General features: G+C 40.0%; 19 protein-coding genes. 6 read left to right on the forward strand and 13 right to left on the reverse strand.

Annotated features, from left to right (window positions below; translation table 11 throughout):
• Positions 1-9 precede the first annotated feature (9 nt).
• The 4 genes from AB5Z01_RS04720 to AB5Z01_RS04735 form a co-directional block, all read right to left on the reverse strand.
• Positions 10-882 (reverse strand): type II secretion system F family protein, encoded by an 873-nt coding sequence (locus AB5Z01_RS04720; protein ID WP_287215781.1) that lies wholly within the window; start codon positions 880-882, stop codon positions 10-12.
• A gap of 81 nt (positions 883-963) precedes the next feature.
• Complete coding sequence (locus tag AB5Z01_RS04725) at positions 964-1953, reverse strand: type II secretion system F family protein (protein ID WP_287215779.1); 990 nt, start codon at positions 1951-1953, stop codon at positions 964-966.
• A 64-nt stretch (positions 1954-2017) separates the two neighbouring features.
• Complete coding sequence (locus AB5Z01_RS04730) at positions 2018-3253, reverse strand: CpaF family protein (protein WP_195221699.1); 1236 nt, start codon at positions 3251-3253, stop codon at positions 2018-2020.
• Positions 3254-3409: 156 nt separating this feature from the next.
• Entirely contained in the window at positions 3410-4474 is a 1065-nt protein-coding gene (locus AB5Z01_RS04735) for a hypothetical protein (RefSeq protein ID WP_195221698.1), read from the reverse strand.
• A gap of 266 nt (positions 4475-4740) precedes the next feature.
• Between AB5Z01_RS04735 and AB5Z01_RS04740 the strand changes: the two genes are divergently transcribed.
• Positions 4741-4962: a hypothetical protein gene (locus AB5Z01_RS04740; protein ID WP_195221697.1), complete on the forward strand. Its 222-nt coding sequence runs from the start codon at positions 4741-4743 to the stop codon at positions 4960-4962.
• A 30-nt stretch (positions 4963-4992) separates the two neighbouring features.
• Here the strand turns inward: AB5Z01_RS04740 and AB5Z01_RS04745 are convergent, their stop codons facing one another.
• On the reverse strand, positions 4993-5343 hold the full coding sequence (locus tag AB5Z01_RS04745) for a hypothetical protein (RefSeq protein WP_195220562.1): 351 nt from the start codon (positions 5341-5343) through the stop codon (positions 4993-4995).
• A 535-nt stretch (positions 5344-5878) separates the two neighbouring features.
• Between AB5Z01_RS04745 and AB5Z01_RS04750 the strand changes: the two genes are divergently transcribed.
• The gene (locus tag AB5Z01_RS04750) at positions 5879-6124 is read left to right on the forward strand and encodes a helix-turn-helix transcriptional regulator (protein WP_117897110.1); all 246 of its coding nucleotides are present in this window, start codon (positions 5879-5881) and stop codon (positions 6122-6124) included.
• Positions 6125-6214: 90 nt separating this feature from the next.
• Here AB5Z01_RS04750 and gyrA read toward each other — a convergent pair whose 3' ends face one another.
• From gyrA to dnaA, 8 genes are all read right to left on the reverse strand, one after another.
• On the reverse strand, positions 6215-8752 hold the full coding sequence (gyrA, locus tag AB5Z01_RS04755; protein WP_287214246.1) for a DNA gyrase subunit A: 2538 nt from the start codon (positions 8750-8752) through the stop codon (positions 6215-6217).
• Positions 8753-8798: 46 nt separating this feature from the next.
• On the reverse strand, positions 8799-9467 hold the full coding sequence (locus tag AB5Z01_RS04760) for a hypothetical protein (protein WP_287214248.1): 669 nt from the start codon (positions 9465-9467) through the stop codon (positions 8799-8801).
• A 15-nt stretch (positions 9468-9482) separates the two neighbouring features.
• Positions 9483-11411, reverse strand: a complete 1929-nt coding sequence (gene gyrB, locus AB5Z01_RS04765) for a DNA topoisomerase (ATP-hydrolyzing) subunit B (RefSeq protein ID WP_287214341.1) — start codon at positions 11409-11411, stop codon at positions 9483-9485.
• Between the two features lie 103 nt (positions 11412-11514).
• Entirely contained in the window at positions 11515-11775 is a 261-nt protein-coding gene (remB, locus tag AB5Z01_RS04770; RefSeq protein WP_022287192.1) for an extracellular matrix regulator RemB, read from the reverse strand.
• Positions 11775-12905, reverse strand: a complete 1131-nt coding sequence (gene recF, locus AB5Z01_RS04775; RefSeq protein WP_287214250.1) for a DNA replication/repair protein RecF — start codon at positions 12903-12905, stop codon at positions 11775-11777. The genes remB and recF overlap by 1 nt, the downstream gene beginning before the upstream one ends.
• 1 nt (position 12906) lies before the next feature.
• The gene (locus tag AB5Z01_RS04780) at positions 12907-13131 is read right to left on the reverse strand and encodes an RNA-binding S4 domain-containing protein (RefSeq protein ID WP_022287190.1); all 225 of its coding nucleotides are present in this window, start codon (positions 13129-13131) and stop codon (positions 12907-12909) included.
• Positions 13132-13135: 4 nt separating this feature from the next.
• Positions 13136-14242 (reverse strand): DNA polymerase III subunit beta, encoded by a 1107-nt coding sequence (dnaN, locus tag AB5Z01_RS04785; protein WP_256319766.1) that lies wholly within the window; start codon positions 14240-14242, stop codon positions 13136-13138.
• A gap of 445 nt (positions 14243-14687) precedes the next feature.
• The gene (gene dnaA, locus AB5Z01_RS04790; protein WP_022287188.1) at positions 14688-16049 is read right to left on the reverse strand and encodes a chromosomal replication initiator protein DnaA; all 1362 of its coding nucleotides are present in this window, start codon (positions 16047-16049) and stop codon (positions 14688-14690) included.
• Between the two features lie 537 nt (positions 16050-16586).
• On the opposite strand from dnaA, the gene rpmH reads away from it, so the two are divergent.
• The 4 genes from rpmH to AB5Z01_RS04810 all read left to right on the forward strand — a co-directional run bounded on the left by rpmH (position 16587) and on the right by AB5Z01_RS04810 (position 18977).
• On the forward strand, positions 16587-16721 hold the full coding sequence (rpmH, locus tag AB5Z01_RS04795) for a 50S ribosomal protein L34 (protein ID WP_022287187.1): 135 nt from the start codon (positions 16587-16589) through the stop codon (positions 16719-16721).
• A gap of 228 nt (positions 16722-16949) precedes the next feature.
• Positions 16950-17324 (forward strand): ribonuclease P protein component, encoded by a 375-nt coding sequence (gene rnpA, locus AB5Z01_RS04800; protein WP_038672794.1) that lies wholly within the window; start codon positions 16950-16952, stop codon positions 17322-17324.
• 1 nt (position 17325) lies between these two features.
• Entirely contained in the window at positions 17326-17574 is a 249-nt protein-coding gene (gene yidD / locus AB5Z01_RS04805) for a membrane protein insertion efficiency factor YidD (protein WP_022287185.1), read from the forward strand.
• Positions 17575-17639: 65 nt separating this feature from the next.
• Positions 17640-18977 carry a YidC/Oxa1 family membrane protein insertase gene (locus AB5Z01_RS04810; protein ID WP_022287184.1) on the forward strand — a complete coding sequence of 446 codons (1338 nt, stop codon included), beginning with the start codon at positions 17640-17642 and terminating at the stop codon, positions 18975-18977.
• Positions 18978-18992 lie beyond the last annotated feature (15 nt).

Below are 18992 nucleotides of genomic sequence, written 5' to 3' on the forward strand. Positions count from 1 at the left end.
ACCCCCCTATTACATTAATGAGTTGCCTATCGCCGGAACAACAACCATCATTATTATCGCTATGAACATTATCATAGACGGGAACATAAGCTTAGTTCCAACGCTTGCGGCTTTTACTTTTACTCTGCTTCGCTTTTCTTCCCAGCTGACAGTTGTTAACTCTTTAAGAACTCTCGTGAGTTCGCTTCCGCCCTTTTCCATATTCTGATTAACGGAGTTTGCAAACTTTCTTACCTCCGCCACCGAACACCTGTCGGCAAAATGGAAAACAGCTTCTCTGACAGGCACGCCGTTGTTCATTTCAACGCAGGCCTCCTGCATTTCTTTATAAATGGGCTTGTCGTTTGCGTATGCCACCTTGAACCAGGCGTCACGAACGATAAGTCCCGCATTTATAAGCAATGTGAATTTTGAAAGCATTTGCGGCAAGTCCTCGAGGATATCCTCTCTTCGCTCGTTGACGTTTTTCTTTATCTCACCGCTCATATATTCCAAAAGAAGCGCAGAAGCCACAACGCCAAGCACACCAAGCATAACATTATTTGCTATGGCTCCAAGGCAAAAGCCCATTGGCAAGAGAGTTAGAAAGTATGAAATGCTTCCACCCGTGATAACGTAATGATAAAATTCAGCGTATTTTCTGCCGTATATCTCGCTTATCTCTTTTATCTTCTTGCTTCCTCTCTCGGTCTTGATGTTGATGTGAAAAAGCGTTATGAACCCAAAGCCGATAAAATATATCTCGCCGAACATAAACTTTTTCTTGTCGATAGCGTCAATGACCTGATCGTAAGCGTTTCTGTATTTTATGTACAGGAACAGCCAGAACAATATAAAAAATGTTCCTATCCCTGCCATTACATATGAGCTTGTAAAACTCAAATTATTCACCTCAATAATTTTCTAAACTTTTTAAAAACTTGTACCAGCGGACTACCACAGGTCGCCCCTACAAGAAAATCTCTAAATCTTTATCTTAGTCATCTTCAGTCCGATAAGATAAGCGATTCCGATAAGCACGATACCGATTATCTTTGCACCGATATCAAGAATATTCGTGCCTGTCGAATCAGATGTCGCCTTCATCATCAGCACCACAAGAAACGGCAGCGCCGCCATAATATTGAGATCGTTTCGTCCGCTTGCCACAATGGTGTTTATCTCAAGCTCAATGTCGATCTTGTCTCTTATCACATCATAGCTTTCAGATACCACCTGTTTCAGATTACCTCCCAAACGGTTGGATACCTCAAATACGTCTGAGAAGTTCGTTATATCCTCAAGTCCGCTCCTGTCCCCAAGGTCAAGGAGCAGCTCCTCGATATTGTAGTTGTTCTGAATACCTGCATTTATAATGGCAACTTCCTTTACAATGTCGGAAGTCTCGCCGTACTGCATTTGCAGATCGTTATAAGCTCCGAGAAAAGCGTCGGGAGTGTTTTTTCCTGCCGCATATGAATTGTTTATTGATTCAAGCAAGTCCTTGAACTGCAAAAGCAGCCTGCGCTGTCTCTTTTTCAAAAGGCTCTTTCGATAAAGTTTAATGCTGAAAAATCCTGCTATCGCACCTGCGATAATGCTGAATGGGATAGAGTAAAAGAATATATACGAACCCGCAGCCACAGCCGCCACACCCATAAGATATCCCGTGAGAGTGTCCACAGGCTTCATATGATAAACGTGGTAATCGTCCGCATTTCCAAGCAGACCCTTTTTTTCGATATACTCTTCTTTTTTCTTTTTTGCTTTCTCTTTCTTAGCCAAAGCCTTTTTAGCTTTCTTAGACTTCTTACCGCTTTCCGCAGTCAAGGTTTCCATTGCCTCAGCGTCCTGCAATATCGCCCCAGAGAAATTCGCATTCGCCGCAAAAGCAACGTTCGCCCCGTCCATTTGAACGGTATTCATATCCTGCATTTGCGCATTTTCGTTATTGTTCTTATTCTTTTTCCTCATATATTTCTGTCCTTAATAATTATGATCTTATAAAATAACTGTCGTAGTTAGATAACCTCCGTTATCAAATAACCTCAGTTATTCCCGAAAGCTGGAGCTTGAAAACATTCTGCATTGGATTTGAAGTTCGCTTCAATGAACCCGATACCTTTTCAAGTGTGGTGTTCTCGTCCTCTTCAAAAACGTAAAGCGGATTGAGCTTTATCTGCCCGTTCTCAAAGCCAAGCACTTCTGTTATCTCCATAGTCTTTCTTGAATGGTCTCTAAGCCTCGAAAGGTGTATTATTATGTCGATAGCAGAAGATATCTGCTGTCTGATAGCTTCCAGCGGCAAACCGTCCGCACCCTGCAAGACCATTGTTTCAAGTCTGCTGAGCATATCCTGCGTTGAGTTTGCGTGGCCTGTTGAAAGCGAGCCGTCGTGACCCGTGTTCATCGCCTGGAGCATATCAAGGGCTTCACCGCCTCTGACCTCTCCGACAACGATTCGTTCCGGTCTCATACGAAGTGATGATTTGATAAGGTCTCTTATCGTGACCGCACCTGCGCCCGAAGCGTTTGCATTTCTCGTTTCAAGGCTTACAAGGTTGTCAACGCCCTTTATCTGCAGCTCCGCAGAGTCCTCGATAGTGATAACACGCTCGTCCTTTGGAATGTAATTTGAAAGAGCGTTAAGAAATGTTGTCTTACCCGAACCAGTACCGCCGCAGATGAAAATATTGTACTTTGCCTCAACTAACAGCTTTAGCTTGTCCGCTATCTCCCTTGTGATAGAGCCGTACGAAATAAGCTTCTCGATAGTCATAGGTGTCTTAGAGAACTTTCTTATTGTAACAGTCGGACCGCAAAGAGCGATAGGCGGCAAAACCACGTTTACACGAGAGCCGTCTGGAAGTCTTGTATCAACGATAGGGTTAGACTGATTGACCTCACGTCCTGCCTTACCAACGATACGCTGAATGATATCCTCAAGCTTTCGCTGACTTTCAAAGCTCTCATCGAGCCTTTTTACACGTCCGGCCTGCTCGATAAAAATATTATCAGCGCCGTTTATCATAACCTCCGTGATAGTGTCGTCGTTCATAATGGTGTCAAGGAGACCAAAACCTCTGATAGAGCTGAACACCTGCTGAGCGATATCCACCCTGTTTTTGATAGACACATACCTGTTGCCGATCATATTGTCGGTTATGGTCTTTATCTGCTCTTCAAGCTCCTCGTCCGAAAGTGTCGAAAGAGAGAGATTATCCACCGCAAATTTCTTGACGGCGGCAATTATCTCGCTGAAATCTTCATTCATATTTTTCACCTGTGTTTTTTCTATACTTAACTTTTTGCCAATTTTATTATAAGATACAAAGCGTTTGTGTAAGGGCGAAAATTGTTGTTCGACAAGGCTCACAACAATTTACGTTCGCCCGTTGTTTACCCGTCTTTGTTCTGTCAAGTTTCTATTTTACTTAAAGCTTTCCCCCGAGAACATTCCAAGGGTAGTGAGTTTGAAAACAGTCTGTTCAAACGGTGCATTGCCGAAATCAGGCACGCCACCTGCGATCTTTATCCTAAGCTCGTCCGCAGTCAGCGAAGTCTCGTTAGTAAACCTGTTGTAAACAAGATTCATTCGCTCGATATAAGGGAAATTCTCCTGCTCCTCCTTTAGCTCAAACGCCCTTGCAAGGCTTCTCAGCTTTGCGATAGCATTGTCAGTACCGAGAGACACTACAAAAGTCTTGTACATAAGCTTCATAAGCTCAAAATGCAGCGGAGCAAAATCAAAGTTGAAATCAACTATCATATAAGTGTATTTTCCTGCCGCCTTGAGAGTTCTAATAACGTCAAGTATCTCCTCATCGTTAAGCTCGAGAAAATCCAGCACGCTTTCGCAAGGTTCATAGAAATAAACTCCCGAAGGGTCGTGCTTTACGCAGCTTTCAAGCTTTAGTCCAAGATTTGCGTTCTGGCTCTTGATAGCGTAAACAACATCGCCGAATGTGACCTGCTGACCCTCGCCCTTGAAAACGTGGTTGCAGTTGTTTTTCTCAAGGTCAAAATAAAGCACGCTTTCGCCTCTTGCTGCCAAAGCTCTCGCATAAGCCGAAGCGACAGATGTCGCACCTGCTCCGCCACAGGCAGAAAAAACGCCAATGATCTTTGTGCCGTTGTCACCACCATTGTCGTTGTATATAATGCCTTTATGTATCTCAGAGTAAAGGTCGAGAATCTGCTTATAGATATTTTCCACCCTCTGATATTTTCCGATAGCCTTTTCGCCGTTGAGTTCGTTTATCTCGTTAGAGTTTGAGAAATATGCCACCGCACATCTGTCCTTAAAGGGAGTGAGGTCAAAATTCTCCGCAGCGATAACAATATCGTACTTGCTCATCTGCATATTGCTCTCTGCGATAGCAGGGTCGCTGAAAGAGAAAATAGTTATTTTATCGAAATACTTGCTGTTAAAGGTCGAAACGAACCTTTGCAGATAAAGATCATCTGAATCGATCAAAGCTATTCTTATTTTCATTTTCCAAACTCCTTATAATTTTATAACTTAATAATTTTATTATATTTAATACCAGTTAACTTAATATTTATTTTAAGTCATCATATATTTGTATCTTCATTATTTTTTAATTATATACTATATTAATAATATAGTGCAATGATAAGGTAAAAATCAGGATGTTTTCTGAAATATAAGGCTCTAATAGTAGTAATTTGTTCATATTTAATCTATTATATTAACTATTATAGAATAATAAGTATAAAAAATAGAGAGGCAAACACATAATGAACATTGTCATTGTTGATGACAGTATTATTAATGATCTTTCCGAAATGCTGAAAATGATCTCATCTGAGCTACCCTTTGCGATAAAGATTGACAGCTATGCAGACAGCTTCACATTTCTCGACTTTATCCTAAAAAACATACATATGATACACGATCACATTATCCAAATAAGCAAGAGCCTAAAGCCCACATTTTTCAATGAGCTGAAAAATAATTGATATTTAAAAGCTGCCTTCGGGCGGCTTTTTTTATCTCTGCGGCGGTTTACAACCTGCTACGGTCGTTATTCTTTTTTTCTTATTATAAACCGCCACCTTACCCTGTTCAAATTGCTGAACAGTACAAACAAACATTATCGTATGCTGATTGTCATAGAAATATACACAATCCGCCGCAGGCGCATTTGTTGCCTGTCCGCCCTTGCTTCTCCAAAAAATTGTATTCAGTTCAAGATTCACTTTCTTCTGATACTGATTTGAACCTGTTTTACCAGCCTTATCGGCATTTTCTTCTCTCTCTTTTGCACGCTCTCTTCGTTCTCTGCGTTCTTTAAGTCTTTCCTTACTTCTTTCATTCGATACTTTTGAATATTTATCCATTAATTTGCAGCCGTACCTCGTCAAAATTACCATAATGACAGTTACAATAAGTATTAAAACCAGAGGTATGATATTTTCGACTATCATCAAAAATACAGGTATTATGATATACGACATAATTGCAGCGACCAACGCACATTTTGTTTTTTCCTTTTGCTTTGAGAACATTGTAAGTACCAACAAAATAATAATACAATGTAAATAACGCCGAAAACAATATTTATTACATTTTTCTTGATATTTCTATATATTTGCATTATAGCACATATATTTATAACTGTCAATAGTTTCAGCTACAATTAGTTTCAGTGAATAATTTATCAGCTTTATATTTTTTTAATCATATATTATACTGTTATTAGAGTATTAGTATTTTAAGGCAACACTTTTCTGTTCTGTTTATTTTGAAGATGTGTAAAAGTGCCGCCTTTTATTTTACAAAATTACAAAATAATAAAAGCGACCTGCATACAATATGCGTATGCGGTCGCCTTAAAACCTTAAAAAAAATCAGATAGAAAGGGCGGTATAATAAATGAACAGCGGCAAGATCGTGATAACCCTTGAAGAGTATAGAAAAGCTCATAACATAAGCAAATATAAGATAATAAAAAATTGCGACGTAAGTGCGACCCAGTTCAACAGCTATTGCAATAACAAAATATCGAGAGTTGACCTCCCCGTTTTGGCAAGAATATGCAGCTATCTTGATTGCGATATTGGCGATCTTCTTAAATTTATCACACCCGATGATATCGCCGAAGATGAAAATAATACATAACGCAAAAAAAAAGCCCCGCACATTTCATTCCCCGTGCAGGGCTTTTCCTTATTATAATAATTATAATACTATAACGTTCCGAATAATAAACTATTCTTCTCCGCCATTATCAGCACTCTCACCATTATCCTCAACAATGACCTCAGCATTTTCCTCAGCCTGAGCCTCTGCTATCTCCTCGGCAGTAGCCTTTTCTACCTCTGCCGTTTCAACATCATCGTCATGCTCAGTTCTTGTGAATGAAACCACTCTGCCGTCTTCACCGACTCTCATAAGTCTTACGCCACGGGAGTATCTGCTCATCATGCTGATATCGCAGGCTCTTATTCTGATAACAATGCCGTCTGTGGATATCATAATGATATCATCTTCATCATCAACGACCTTTATTCCGCATACTCCGCCACTCTTATAGTTCATAAGACCGTAGCCGCCTCTGTTCTGTACCTTATAAGACTCCAGCGGAACACGTCTGCCAAGACCATTTTCTGCAACAGTGAGAACGCTTGCACCCTCTCTTACTCTTGCCATTGATACAACATAGTCGCTGCCCCTGAGTTTTATAGCCTTTACGCCGTGAGCAACTCTTGACATCTCTCTTATGTCAGTTTCTCTTATCCTGATAGCATAACCATTATGCGTTGCAACGATGACTTCATTGTCGCCAAAGGTCATTCTTACTCCTGCTATCTCATCGCCCTCATCAAGACCTATTGCAATAAGACCGTTCTTTCTTACATTTCTGTAGGAAGTCAGCGGAGTTCTCTTTATCTTGCCGTTCTTTGTTACCATGACGATATACTTGCCCTCGTCAAAATCGGCAGTTTTTATCATTGCGGCTATCTTCTCGCCCTCTCCCAGTTCAAGAAGATTTACTATATTTGTGCCTCTTGAAGCCTTTGAACCTTCCGGAAGCTCATAGCATTTTAGCTTATACATTATGCCCTTATTGGAGATAAAGAGTATATTATCATGTGAAGAACAGGTCTGAAGCTCGTCGATATAATCGTCCTCACGCTGTTTCATACCCGTTACGCCACGTCCGCCACGCTTCTGAGCCTTATACTCTGAAACAGGCATTCTCTTTATATATCCTGCATTTGTATAGGTAACAACGCTTTCCTCAACAGGGATAAGATCTTCAATATCAACTTCACCGCTGACATTTTCTATCTGAGTTCTTCTCTCGTCACCGAACTTATCCTGAATAGCCTCGACCTCTTCAATGATTATATCAAGTATTCTCTGATGATTTGCAAGAATATCTTCAAGGTCAGCTATCTTGACTTCGATCTCAGCCAACTCGTCTATTATCTTCTGTCTTTCCATACCGGTCAGACGTCCGAGGGTCATATTTGCGATATGGTCAGCCTGAATATCTGTAAGACCAAAACGCTGATTAAGTCTTTGCTTAGCCTCAGGGATATTCTTTGAAGTTTTCATTATCTCGATAACTTCGTCGATATTGTCAAGTGCGATAACAAGACCATTTAAGATATGCTCTCTTTCCTTAGCCTTGTTAAGATCAAACTTAGTTCTTCTTGTGATAACATCCACCTGAAAGTCTATATACTGCTCAAGCATTTCCTTGAGGGTCAGCACCTTAGGGATACCGTTCACAAGAGCAAGCATTATAACGCCCACAGTATCCTGAAGCTGTGTATAGCTGAACAGCTTGTTGAGAACTACCTGCGGATTAGCGTCCTTTTTAAGCTCAATAACGATCCTCATTCCGTCCTTGCCGGATTCATCGTTTATATAATGTATTCCGTCGATACGCTTTTCCTTAACAAGGTCAGCGATAGACTCAACAAGTCTTGCCTTGTTTACCATGTAAGGTATCTCAGTGACGATAATGCAGTTTCTGCCCTTTATCTCCTCGATAGAGGTCTTTGAACGCAGTGTTATCTTTCCTCGACCTGTGCCGTAAGCCGCTCTGATACCGGACCTGCCCATGATGATACCGCCTGTAGGGAAGTCAGGACCCTTTATGCTCTGCATAAGCTCGTCAAGTGTGCAGTCAGGGTTTTTCATGACAGTTTTCATGCCCTCGATAACTTCATGGAGGTTATGAGGAGGGATATTCGTTGCCATGCCCACAGCGATACCTACTGAGCCGTTACAGAGAAGATTTGGAAATCTTGACGGCAGCACAACAGGCTCTTTCAGTCTGTCGTCATAGTTTGACTGAAAATCAACAGTTGTTTTGTTTATATCTGTCAGCATATTTACTGACATTTTAGCCATTTTAGCCTCAGTATAACGGTAGGCAGCCGGAGGGTCGCCGTCAACGGAACCGAAGTTTCCGTGGCCGTCAACAAGAGGATATCTCATTGAGAACTTCTGAGCAAGTCTTACAAGTGCGTCATAAACTGATGCGTCACCGTGTGGGTGATATTTACCAAGCACAGAACCTACTGTGTCTGCACATTTTCTGTAAGCTTGATCAGGTGTAAGACCATTTTCATACATGGTATATAAAATTCTTCTGTGAACAGGTTTAAGTCCGTCCCTTACATCAGGTAAGGCTCTGGATACAATTACCGCCATTGAATATTGAATGAAAGATTCTTTCATTATCGCTTCAACATCAGTGTCAATAACGTTATAATCGCTCACTTTATCCACTCCTTTTTAACCTTTCGGTTTACTTTGAAAAGAACATATCCTGTTCTTATTTATTATCTATCATTTCATAATCGCTATCAAGCAGCTCTGAAAAAGTTTTTCTCAGTGTTTTCTGCTGCTGCTCGTTCATAACTCTTTTTGCAAGCACATAAATAGTTTCTTTTTTGAGTATTATAATAAACATCTCGTCATTTTCCAAAACGTTCAGTGAGATATCCTCAAAACCAACTATCCTCGGTGGAACAGGAGTAAAGTCCTCCTCCTGCTTTTCCTCCTCTGTCGGCAGCGTTTCTATTTTGAAACTGTCGTCATAGAGGGTGAAAACATATTTATCGTCCTCAAGAGGTTTAAGTGCCTGCATAAGATATTTTCTTATTCTTCTGGTGTTATACCATGTGAGAACGATTATTGCAAGGCATATGAACGCCAGCACCCAGTTAAGATATCCCGAAGGGTTTCTCACTATGGACACTATAAAAAGCACCGCAACAACGCCGAAAGCCGCTGTTATCTTCCAGTTATGCGCATAAACGAATTTCTTCTGAAAGGCTAAAAAAGCTCTTTCCTCTTCCTCGTTTTTCACATCATACTCAAAGCTCAAAACAGGCCCTTTTTCTATCTGTGCTTCTTCCACATCATCAGCATTATCAACAGCTTCCTCTGTCTTTACCTCTTCAAGCTCTGTTTCCTGATTTTTATTTTCGTTGTTATCCAAAGCAGTATCCTTTCTTTAAACGTCAAGATCCTTTACATACTCTGCATTTTTCTCTATAAATTCTTTTCTCGGTGCGACCTTATCGCCCATAAGAATAGTGAATATCTCGTCCGCCTTAACAGCGTCCTCCATTGTCACCTTTATCATAGTTCTTCTTTCAGGATCCATGGTTGTTTCCCAAAGCTGTTCAGGGTCCATCTCACCAAGACCTTTGTATCTCTGAACGTTTACTTTCAGATTGTTTTCACCCGAAAGCTCAGAAATATACTGATCTCTCTCTGCGTCTGAGAAAGCATATCTGACCTGCTTGCCCCTTGCAACCTTGAAAAGCGGTGGCTGAGCAAGATAGATATGACCCTCCTCGATAAGAGGACGCATAAATCTAAAGAAGAATGTAAGCAGAAGCGTTCTGATATGAGAACCGTCCACATCGGCATCGGCCATGATTATAACTTTGCCGTAACGGAGCTTTGATATATCAAAGTCTTCGCCTATTGATGTTCCCAATGCGGTAACAACAGGCATAAGCTTTTCATTGCCGTATACCTTATCTATCCTAGCTTTTTCTACGTTGAGCATTTTTCCCCACAAAGGAAGTATAGCCTGATATTTTCTATCTCTGCCTTCCTTTGCAGAACCGCCCGCAGAATCTCCCTCGACGATATAGATCTCGGTGAGTGAAGCATCTCTCTCTGAGCAATCTGCAAGCTTGCCAGGCAGTGAAGATGATTCAAGAGCAGATTTTCTTCTTGTAAGCTCTCTTGCTTTCTTTGCCGCCTCTCTTGCCTTCTGAGCCTGAACGGACTTATCAAAAATAGCCTTTGCTACAGTAGGATTTTCCTCAAAGTAGTTCATAAGCTTTTCGGTAACTATCTTGTCAACGAAAGGTCTTACCTCAGGATTTCCAAGTCTGCCCTTTGTCTGTCCCTCAAACTCACAGTTTGTGAGCTTAACGGATACTATAGCCGTCAGACCCTCTCTTACATCGTCGCCAAGAAGCTTATCGTCGTCTTTAAGATAGCCGAACTTCTTACCGTAGTTATTTATTACCTTTGTAAGAGCATTTTTGAAGCCTGTTTCATGAGTACCGCCGTCAGGAGTATGGATATTATTAGCAAATGAAAGTATAAGGTCATTATAAGTATCGTTATACTGCAAAGCTATCTCGGCAAAAGTATCGCCCTCCATGCCGTTGACATAGATAACTTCCTCAGAAAGAGGTGTAACGCCTCTTGTTTTGTGGATATGCTCCACAAACTGTCTTATACCGCCCTCATAATGGAGAGTTTCGCCCACAGGCTCTGATTCATTTCTCTTATCAGTGAATATTATCTTTATGCCGGCATTAAGGAATGCCTGTTCTCTAAGTCTTTTCAGCAGTGTTTCATAGTCAAACACTGTTGTTTCCTGAAATATCTCAGGGTCAGGCTTAAAGAGAACGGAAGTACCTGTTTTATCAGTATTGCCGATTATTTTCAGCGGCTCTGAATAATTACCTCTGTCAAACCTCTGAAAATGAATATGTTTTCCGTCATAAACTGTAAGCTCAAGATATTCCGAGAGGGCGTTTACTACAGACGCACCAACGCCGTGAAGTCCGCCTGCTACCTTATATCCGCCGCCGCCGAACTTTCCGCCTGCGTGGAGAATGGTATAAACTACCGTTGCAGCAGATATTTTCTCCTTTGGGTGTATACCTGTAGGGATACCACGTCCGTTATCGGTAACTCTGATAATGTCCCCGGGAAGTATCTCTACTTCTATCTCAGTGCAATATCCTGCCAATGCCTCATCGATAGCGTTGTCAACTATCTCGTAGACAAGGTGGTGAAGTCCCTTTGGACCTGTTGATCCGATATACATACCAGGTCTTTTTCTTACCGCCTCAAGACCCTCCAGCACCTGTATCTGATTTTCATTATAATCATTTTGCTTATCCACCATGGATATTTCCTCGGTGTTCTGGATCTCGATCTCGTTGTTATTTTCCAAAAAATAACCCCCTCATCACTTGTTTTTTATCTTATAATCTTATATCTTTGATTCATCATTCAGGCATTCTTTTGCTTCTTTTCAAAAGTGTGGCACAGCTCATCTGACTTATATACACAGTTTCCGTAAAGTCTTTATCAAGGCACACCACAAAGCTTTTAGGCATTTCATATGTGCAGTTCACAACACGTCTGTTTTTTGCCGCAAAATTAAGAAATTCCTTTGTGTTGGCAGAAACAGAGGTATTCTCTATATCGAAGATCCCTATGATATCTTTAGTATTGACTAAATAGTTATTTCCTAAATGCAGAAACATCACTTATTCTCCTGAACTATCATTCCGTTTTCTATATTGAATATCTTTCCATGGCTTTTCTCGTCAAAGGGGATATTCCTGTCACAGCAGGTTATAAAGACCTGCATATCGTGTATTTTCGAGATAACGAACTTCTGCCTTGAGAGGTCAAGCTCGCTCAAAACATCATCGAGAAGTATACACGGGCTGTCGTCTATCTCCTCGGCAAGTATATAAGCCTGCGAAAGCTTCAAAATAAGAGCAAGAGAGCGGTGCTGTCCCTGAGAAGCGAACTGTCTAACTGCCAGTCCGTTTATTTTTCCCGCAAGATCGTCTCTGTGAACGCCTTTCTGTGTAAATCCTGCTCTTATATCGTCATCAAGATTATTTTGCAGACAGCTTAGATACTCTTCAGCCATTTCTCCTGCATAATCTTTTCTGCCCTCCAGATTTGAATACACAGTGGAATAATATTCAAGCTCCAACCTTTCTCTGCCCTCTGATATATCCTCATAAAGCTTTTTTGCGAACATATCGAGCTTTTTGGTATAATTATATCTTAAAAGCGAGATATAAGCCCCAAGCTGAGCAAGTTGGATATCCCACACTTCAAGCTCTTCTCTTTTTGATCTGCCGTAACAGATATTTTTTAACAATATATTTCTCTGCTCTATAAGATCATCATATTTTGAGATAACAGAGCTGTAGGAATTTTTTATCTGTGACACTGAAAGGTCAAGAAACTGCCGTCTGTTTTCGGGAGAGCCTTTTGAAAGCTCCAGATCCTCAGGAGTGAAGATAACACAATCAAGGCTTCCGAAAAGCTTTGAGGGAGTTTTCAGCTTTACGCCATTCAAGGTGACGTTTTTTTCTCTCACATTAGGTCTTGCCATTGCAAAATGTATATCCTGACTGCGGAAGCTGTTTTTAAATGAAATGTCGATATTCATGAACTGTCCGTTTATATCTATCATTTCTCTGTCTTTTGTGTTGCGAAAAGACCTCACTCCGCTGCAAAGCCATATAGCTTCTATAAGATTTGTTTTGCCCTGAGCATTCTTTCCGCAGAAAATATTCATTTTCTCATGAGGATATATCTTGACTTTTTTGAGATTTTTAAATCCGTCTGCGGAAATTTTGGTTATCACCATTTTATTTTACCACTATCTCTGTAGCTATCTCGTCTATCTGCACCTTATCCCCGGGGCGGATCTTCTTTCCCCTCATTGTGCAGACCTCACCATTTACTTTGATTCTCTCCTCGAGGATTATCTCCTTGCCAATGCCGCCTGTTTCCACAACGCCTGCATATTTAAGCAGAGAATCGAGCTTTATAAACTCTGATTTTATATTTACATCTATCTGTTGATATTTCATATTCTTATTCCTTTGCTAGTCTTACAGGGAGAACGAGGTAAGTATAAGCGTCGCCCTCACACGGAACTATCTTCATAGGCAGCAGACTTCCGCTCATCTGCAATTTGACCTTATCTTCCTTTATGACCTTCAGAGGGTCAAGAAGATATTTGCACTTGAAGCCTATCTCGATAACAGGACCTGCTATATCAGCCTTTATCTCGTCTGTTATCTTTCCAACGCTTGTTGAGCAGTTTATTTTTATAGAATTATTTTCAAAATAGCATCTTGCAGGTGACGGTGTTCTGTCACTTATAAGTATCAAACTTCTTTCAAGAGCGGCAATAAGCTCTTTCCTGTCAACAATGACCTCAGTTGTGCAAGTAGTTGGTATAGCTGACTTATAAGGGTGGAACTCGCCCTCGATAAGTCTTGAATAAACAAGATAGCCGTTTAATTCAAACACAACATGATTTTTTGAGAGATAAACGGAGGCTGTTTCTTCGTCATTATCTCCCAGAAGTGCTGCTATCTCAGAGAGAGTTTTTGCAGGCACGACGAATTTAAGACTTCCGTCATACTTTATAGGCTCATATCTCACAGCAAGTCTATATCCGTCAAGGGCAACAAGAGTAAGAGTACCGTTTTCGATCTCAAAAAGCTCGCCCTTAAGAACAGGCTTAAGGTCTGTAACAGCCACGGCAAACTTTGTCTGATTTATCATATCCTTAAGAACAGGCTGAGAGATAGTTATCTTGTTTTCTTCCTCTTTCTTAGGTAGTGCAGGATATTCCTCTGCTGATGTTGCAGGGATATTGAATGTGGTAACTCCTCCTGAGATCGTTACCTGAAAATTTTCAGAAACCTCTATCAGGATCTCTTCAGAAGGCATTTTCCTTATCATTTCAGCAAAAAGTCTTGCATTAAGTATAAATTCTCCCGAATCGTCGCTCTTTACTGGTATAACAGTTTTTATACCTATCTCAAGGTCATAGCCGGTAAGCTCCAGCATTGAGTTTTCAAGCTTGAATTTTATTCCCTCAAGAGATTTAAGTGCAGTACGTTCTGACACTGCTTTTGAAACATTTGTTACTGCTCCGCAAAGTGAAGCATTATTACACAGAATTTTCATAGCAATTTCCTTTCTAAAAAATTACATTTATCTGACTTTTGTTTTTTCAACATATGAATTTCTCAAATTTATATTTTTTGCTCTGATAATATATAAATAAATCAATATTAAATTAGTATTAGTAGTAGAGTGTGTTGAAATGGTTGAAAAGTCATTCAAAGCCTTTTGCAGACTTGTTTTGCTTTTCAAGTTTATTTTAACATCACTTCAACTGTGTTTTCAAAAACTTTTTTTGTGTTTGAAAAGTTGAAAAAATGTTTGTTGAATGTTTATTATTATCGCAAAAAATGTTGAAACCTGAAAATCGGTGTTTTATTTTATAACACCATGGTTTAAACTTCATTGTGCAAAGTTTTGAAAAACATTCCGCAAAGCTTTATATATCCAAGTCCGGATATTCAACAAAATTGTTGAAAACTATGTTGAAAATGTTGAAATAGTCCGTTTAATTGTCCTTGAGGTTTTTGATTATGTCGTCAACGGTATCTTTTAGCTGTTTATTCTCTTTAAGATTTTTAACAACGTCCTGATAGTGTATGGTCATAGTTGAATGATTTTTGTTAAGCTCATTTCCTATCTGTATAAAGGTCATGCCCTTTACGTCCTTGAAGAGATAGATCGCTATTTTTCTTGCAAGGGATACGTTTGCACGTCTGTTTGTTGACTTTATGTCGTCAGCAGTAACGTCAAATGCCGCTGCTACCTCCTGAAGTATCCTGTCAACCGTTATCTCAGCAGGGTGATTTTCAATGATTATTTCCTTAATTATCCTCTGAGCCATAGATATGGACGGGCTTTCATTCGTATAAATGGTAAGAGCCTTTATTTTGTTTACAGTTCCCTCAAGCTGACGTATGTTCGTCTTTATCTTCTCTGCTATTATCCTTACGACATTGTCAGAAAGCTGTAAGTCCAGCATATCAGCCTTTTTCTTTACGATAGCCATTCTTGTTTCAAAATCAGGCGGTGTAACGTCTACCTGAACGCCAAGTGAAAATCTGGTAAGTATCCTGTTTTGAAGCTTCGATATCTTTGACGGTGCAATATCCGATGTGAGAACTATCTGCTTGCCCGCATTGTAAAGATCATTGAAGGTATGGAAAAATTCCTCCTGCATACGCTCCTTGCCTGCAATGGTCTGTATATCGTCTACCATAAGATAGTCGGCATTTCTGTATTTATCATGAAATTTATTAGTTTCCTTTGACTCGATAGCTTTAACGAGCTGGTTTATAAAGGATTCACCTGTGGTGTAAATAATTTTTAGCTCAGGGTGATTTTTCTTTACTTCATGCTCGATAGCTTTCATAAGGTGAGTTTTTCCAAGTCCCGAATCACCGTATATGATGAGAGGGTTGAATATAGTATTTGTGTTAGACGGTGTTTTCTGATCCTCGTCATACTTATGTGCGACAGCCGTGCTGAAAGCATAGGCAAGATCATTCGATTTACCTTTGATAAAGTTATCAAAGGTAAGATTGTTGTTTTCTTCATCAGAAAAGTCAGCCACCTTGACTTCTATATCCTTTTCCTCAGTTTCATTAACTTCTTCTTTGTCTTTAACAAGTATTTTTATATCTACCTCAAAGCCCAAAGTGTTGAGAAAAGCTTCTTTTAAAAGATTCTCATAGGCGTTCATAGTGATATCTCTTGAAAAATCAGAATCAGTGAGCAAATAAGCCACATTGTTTTCAAGCTTCATCGGTTCAAGTATCTTTATCCATTTGTTATATCCCGGCTCGCTGATACTTTTGCAGTTTCGGCAATATTTCAGGACCTCCTGAAATACGTCATTAAAGGAATCCATTGTTTCTCCATAACCTCCTAGAAAATAGCTCTGCCTGTGCGGTGTTTCCGCTGTCCGCCGTGACCCCTGTCAAACAGACGGCAGGTCAGAGTTTTAAAAAAAATATAAACAGGCATAATTAATCAATTCTATACTATTATAGCACACTTGACTTAAAATTTCAAGTCCTATATATTATATATAAGGAAAGAAATAAGAATAAAAAGTATGCTTTTCAAAGATAAGAAAAAACACTTAATACAGATAAAATTTATATTTGGCACACAATATATTGTATGCTCATAAAAAATGAGGACGTAAGCGGCAGGTTTTTCGGACAGTAAGCCCCTCAAAGTAAAGAAAAATAATATCAAAAAAAATATAAAAATATTATGAACAGGCTTGACAAATGGTGTGTGAATGAGCTATAATATTAAATTACAAGGGCTTTTTTCATAGCGATATTGTAATTTGCTGTGACCCTATAAGTTTAAACATCTCCGAGGACGTTTTTTGTATAAAATGACGGAGTGTTGAAAGCGGAAGGAGGAGAATTCGATGAAAAGAACATATCAGCCTAAAAAGCTTCAGAGAAAGAAAGTTCACGGCTTCATGAAGAGAATGTCTACTGCTAACGGCAGAAAGGTACTCGCAAGAAGAAGAGCAAAGGGCAGAGCTAGACTCAGCTACTAAGAGATACAGGCAGTTTCTGATGATAAGTCTGACAGGCATTATTCAGGCGGTTAGTTACGCCTGAATCGATGTCCCTAGGCAGTTGTATTTAAGCGTCGTTGGACGCTGCCTCAGATGACCTATATACCATTCATTGATTTGCATGGTATTGGGTCTTTATCTTTTTTTTGGCAAAATTGCCGTGAAAAGGCGAAAAGAGTAAAAACAGTACACAATGGGGAAATGAAGATGCTGTTCACAACGGTTTTAAAGGATAACAAGGCATTTTTAAGGTGCTATAAAAAGGGAAGATTTTGTGCAGACAGTTTTGTAGCAGCATATTTTTATCCCAACGGCAGCCCGTATAACAGGCTTGGCATAACAGCAGGCAAAAAGCAGGGCTGCGCGGTAACAAGAAACAGAATTAAGAGAATAGTAAGAGCCGCCTACAGACTTAACGAGGCGGAATTTCCGCTGGGCTATGATATAGTTTTTGTGGGAAGAAACGATATAGGGGAAAAGAAAACTCAGGATATTGAAAGATTTATAAAAAAAAGACTCATAAAAGAGATGAATAAGCCTGTTCCAAAGAATAACAGGTCAGGCAGGGCAAAGAGAAAGTAAAATGAGTAAACTGGCTCAGCTGCTGATAAGGTTTTATCAGCGATTTATAAGTCCTCTTTTCGGACCAAGGTGCAAGTATTATCCAAGCTGTTCGGCATATGCGCTGGAGGCTTACAGAAAGCACGGCTTTTTTAAAGGCACGCTGCTCACTGTATGGAGATTGCTTAGGTGCAACCCGTGGAGTCTGGGAGGGGTTGACTATGTTCCTGACAAGCTTACCACTGAGTATTTTAAAATCAGAAAAAAATAAGCCTGAGAGCTTAATCAGATATATAGGTTATCAATATGACAAATAATTGATCTGGAGGATATTAAATGGGTATTATTGCGACCCCTTTGGGCTGGATAATGAAAGGCTGCTATTTTGTATGCAAGAACTACGGAATAGCACTGCTGCTTTTCACTATCCTTACAAGACTTATAGTATTTCCGCTTAACGTCAAGCAGCAGAAGAGCATGGCAAGAATGACCATGCTTCAGCCTGAGCTTGAAAAGATAAAGAAGAAATACGCTAAAAACCAGCAGAAGATGCAGGAAGAGCAGATGAACCTTTACGCCAAGGCGGGCGTAAACCCTATGGCAAGCTGTTTGCCAATGGTCATCACAATGGTCATTCTGTTTGCTCTTATCCCTGTTATTTACGGACCTCTTACCTACGTTTCAAACGCAGATAAAGAGGAGCTTACAGACTCAAACAACATGATATCAAATCTTTATGTTGTCAGTGCTGAGGTAAAAAGCAAGGATACTACAATAGAAAAGCTTATTGAAAAGTTTGAGAAAGACGGTGCTACTGAGGACGAAGCTTATGATAAGCTTGAAAAGCTTTTTACAGACAAGGACAAGTATCCAAAGTCTGCAAAGGCACTTTCTAATGACAACAAGATATCTAACGTTATGGATGCTATTAAGGCTCATAATGATATAGATACTTTTATTCTTAACGAGAATTATTTCTCCACAAACCTCATTCAGTCAAGACCTGAGCTTATGACTTTCGTTTTCACTGAAAAAGAGGGCGGACAGTATGCAGATGTGCTTCCAACAAGCGTAAAGGCTGCGGCTGAAGATTTCAACTACAGCATTTTCGGACTTTTCCTTGGAAAGATACCAACAATGAAGGATCTTTCCTGCATTATCCCTATTGTATCAGCACTTTTGCAGCTTATAGTGACATTCGTTTCACAGCATTTTGCAAAGAAGAACAATCCTGACGCCGCTAATATGGGCGGAATGGGAATGAAGATAATGCTTTATGGTATGCCTATCTTCTCACTGTGGATCGGTTTCAGCTATCCGGCAGGTCTTGGTCTTTACTGGTGCTATTCTTCACTGTTTGCACTTGGACAGACTATCGTACTCAATAAGATCTACACACCTGAACACGTTGCAGAGCTTGTTCAGAAGGATATAGCAAAGCAGAAAAAGAAGGGCAAGCCTACTCTTATGGAGAAAATGGCTGAGGCTCAGATGATACAGGCTGGTAAGGATCCTGCTGAGATCAGAAAGTCACTTTCTGACGATGAGGATTACGATGAGCCTAAGAAGAAAACAAAGACGGAGCTTAAAGACGAGCAGAGAAGACGTCTTAACGAAGCCAGAAAGAGAATGGCTGAGAAATATGGCGACGAATATGACGATTCACAGGATTGACCTGTTGTTGACTAA

This window comes from Ruminococcus sp. RTP21359st1_H3_RTP21359_211015 (genome assembly GCF_040909065.1).
In the GTDB taxonomy this organism is placed as follows: domain Bacteria; phylum Bacillota; class Clostridia; order Oscillospirales; family Ruminococcaceae; genus Hominimerdicola; species Hominimerdicola aceti.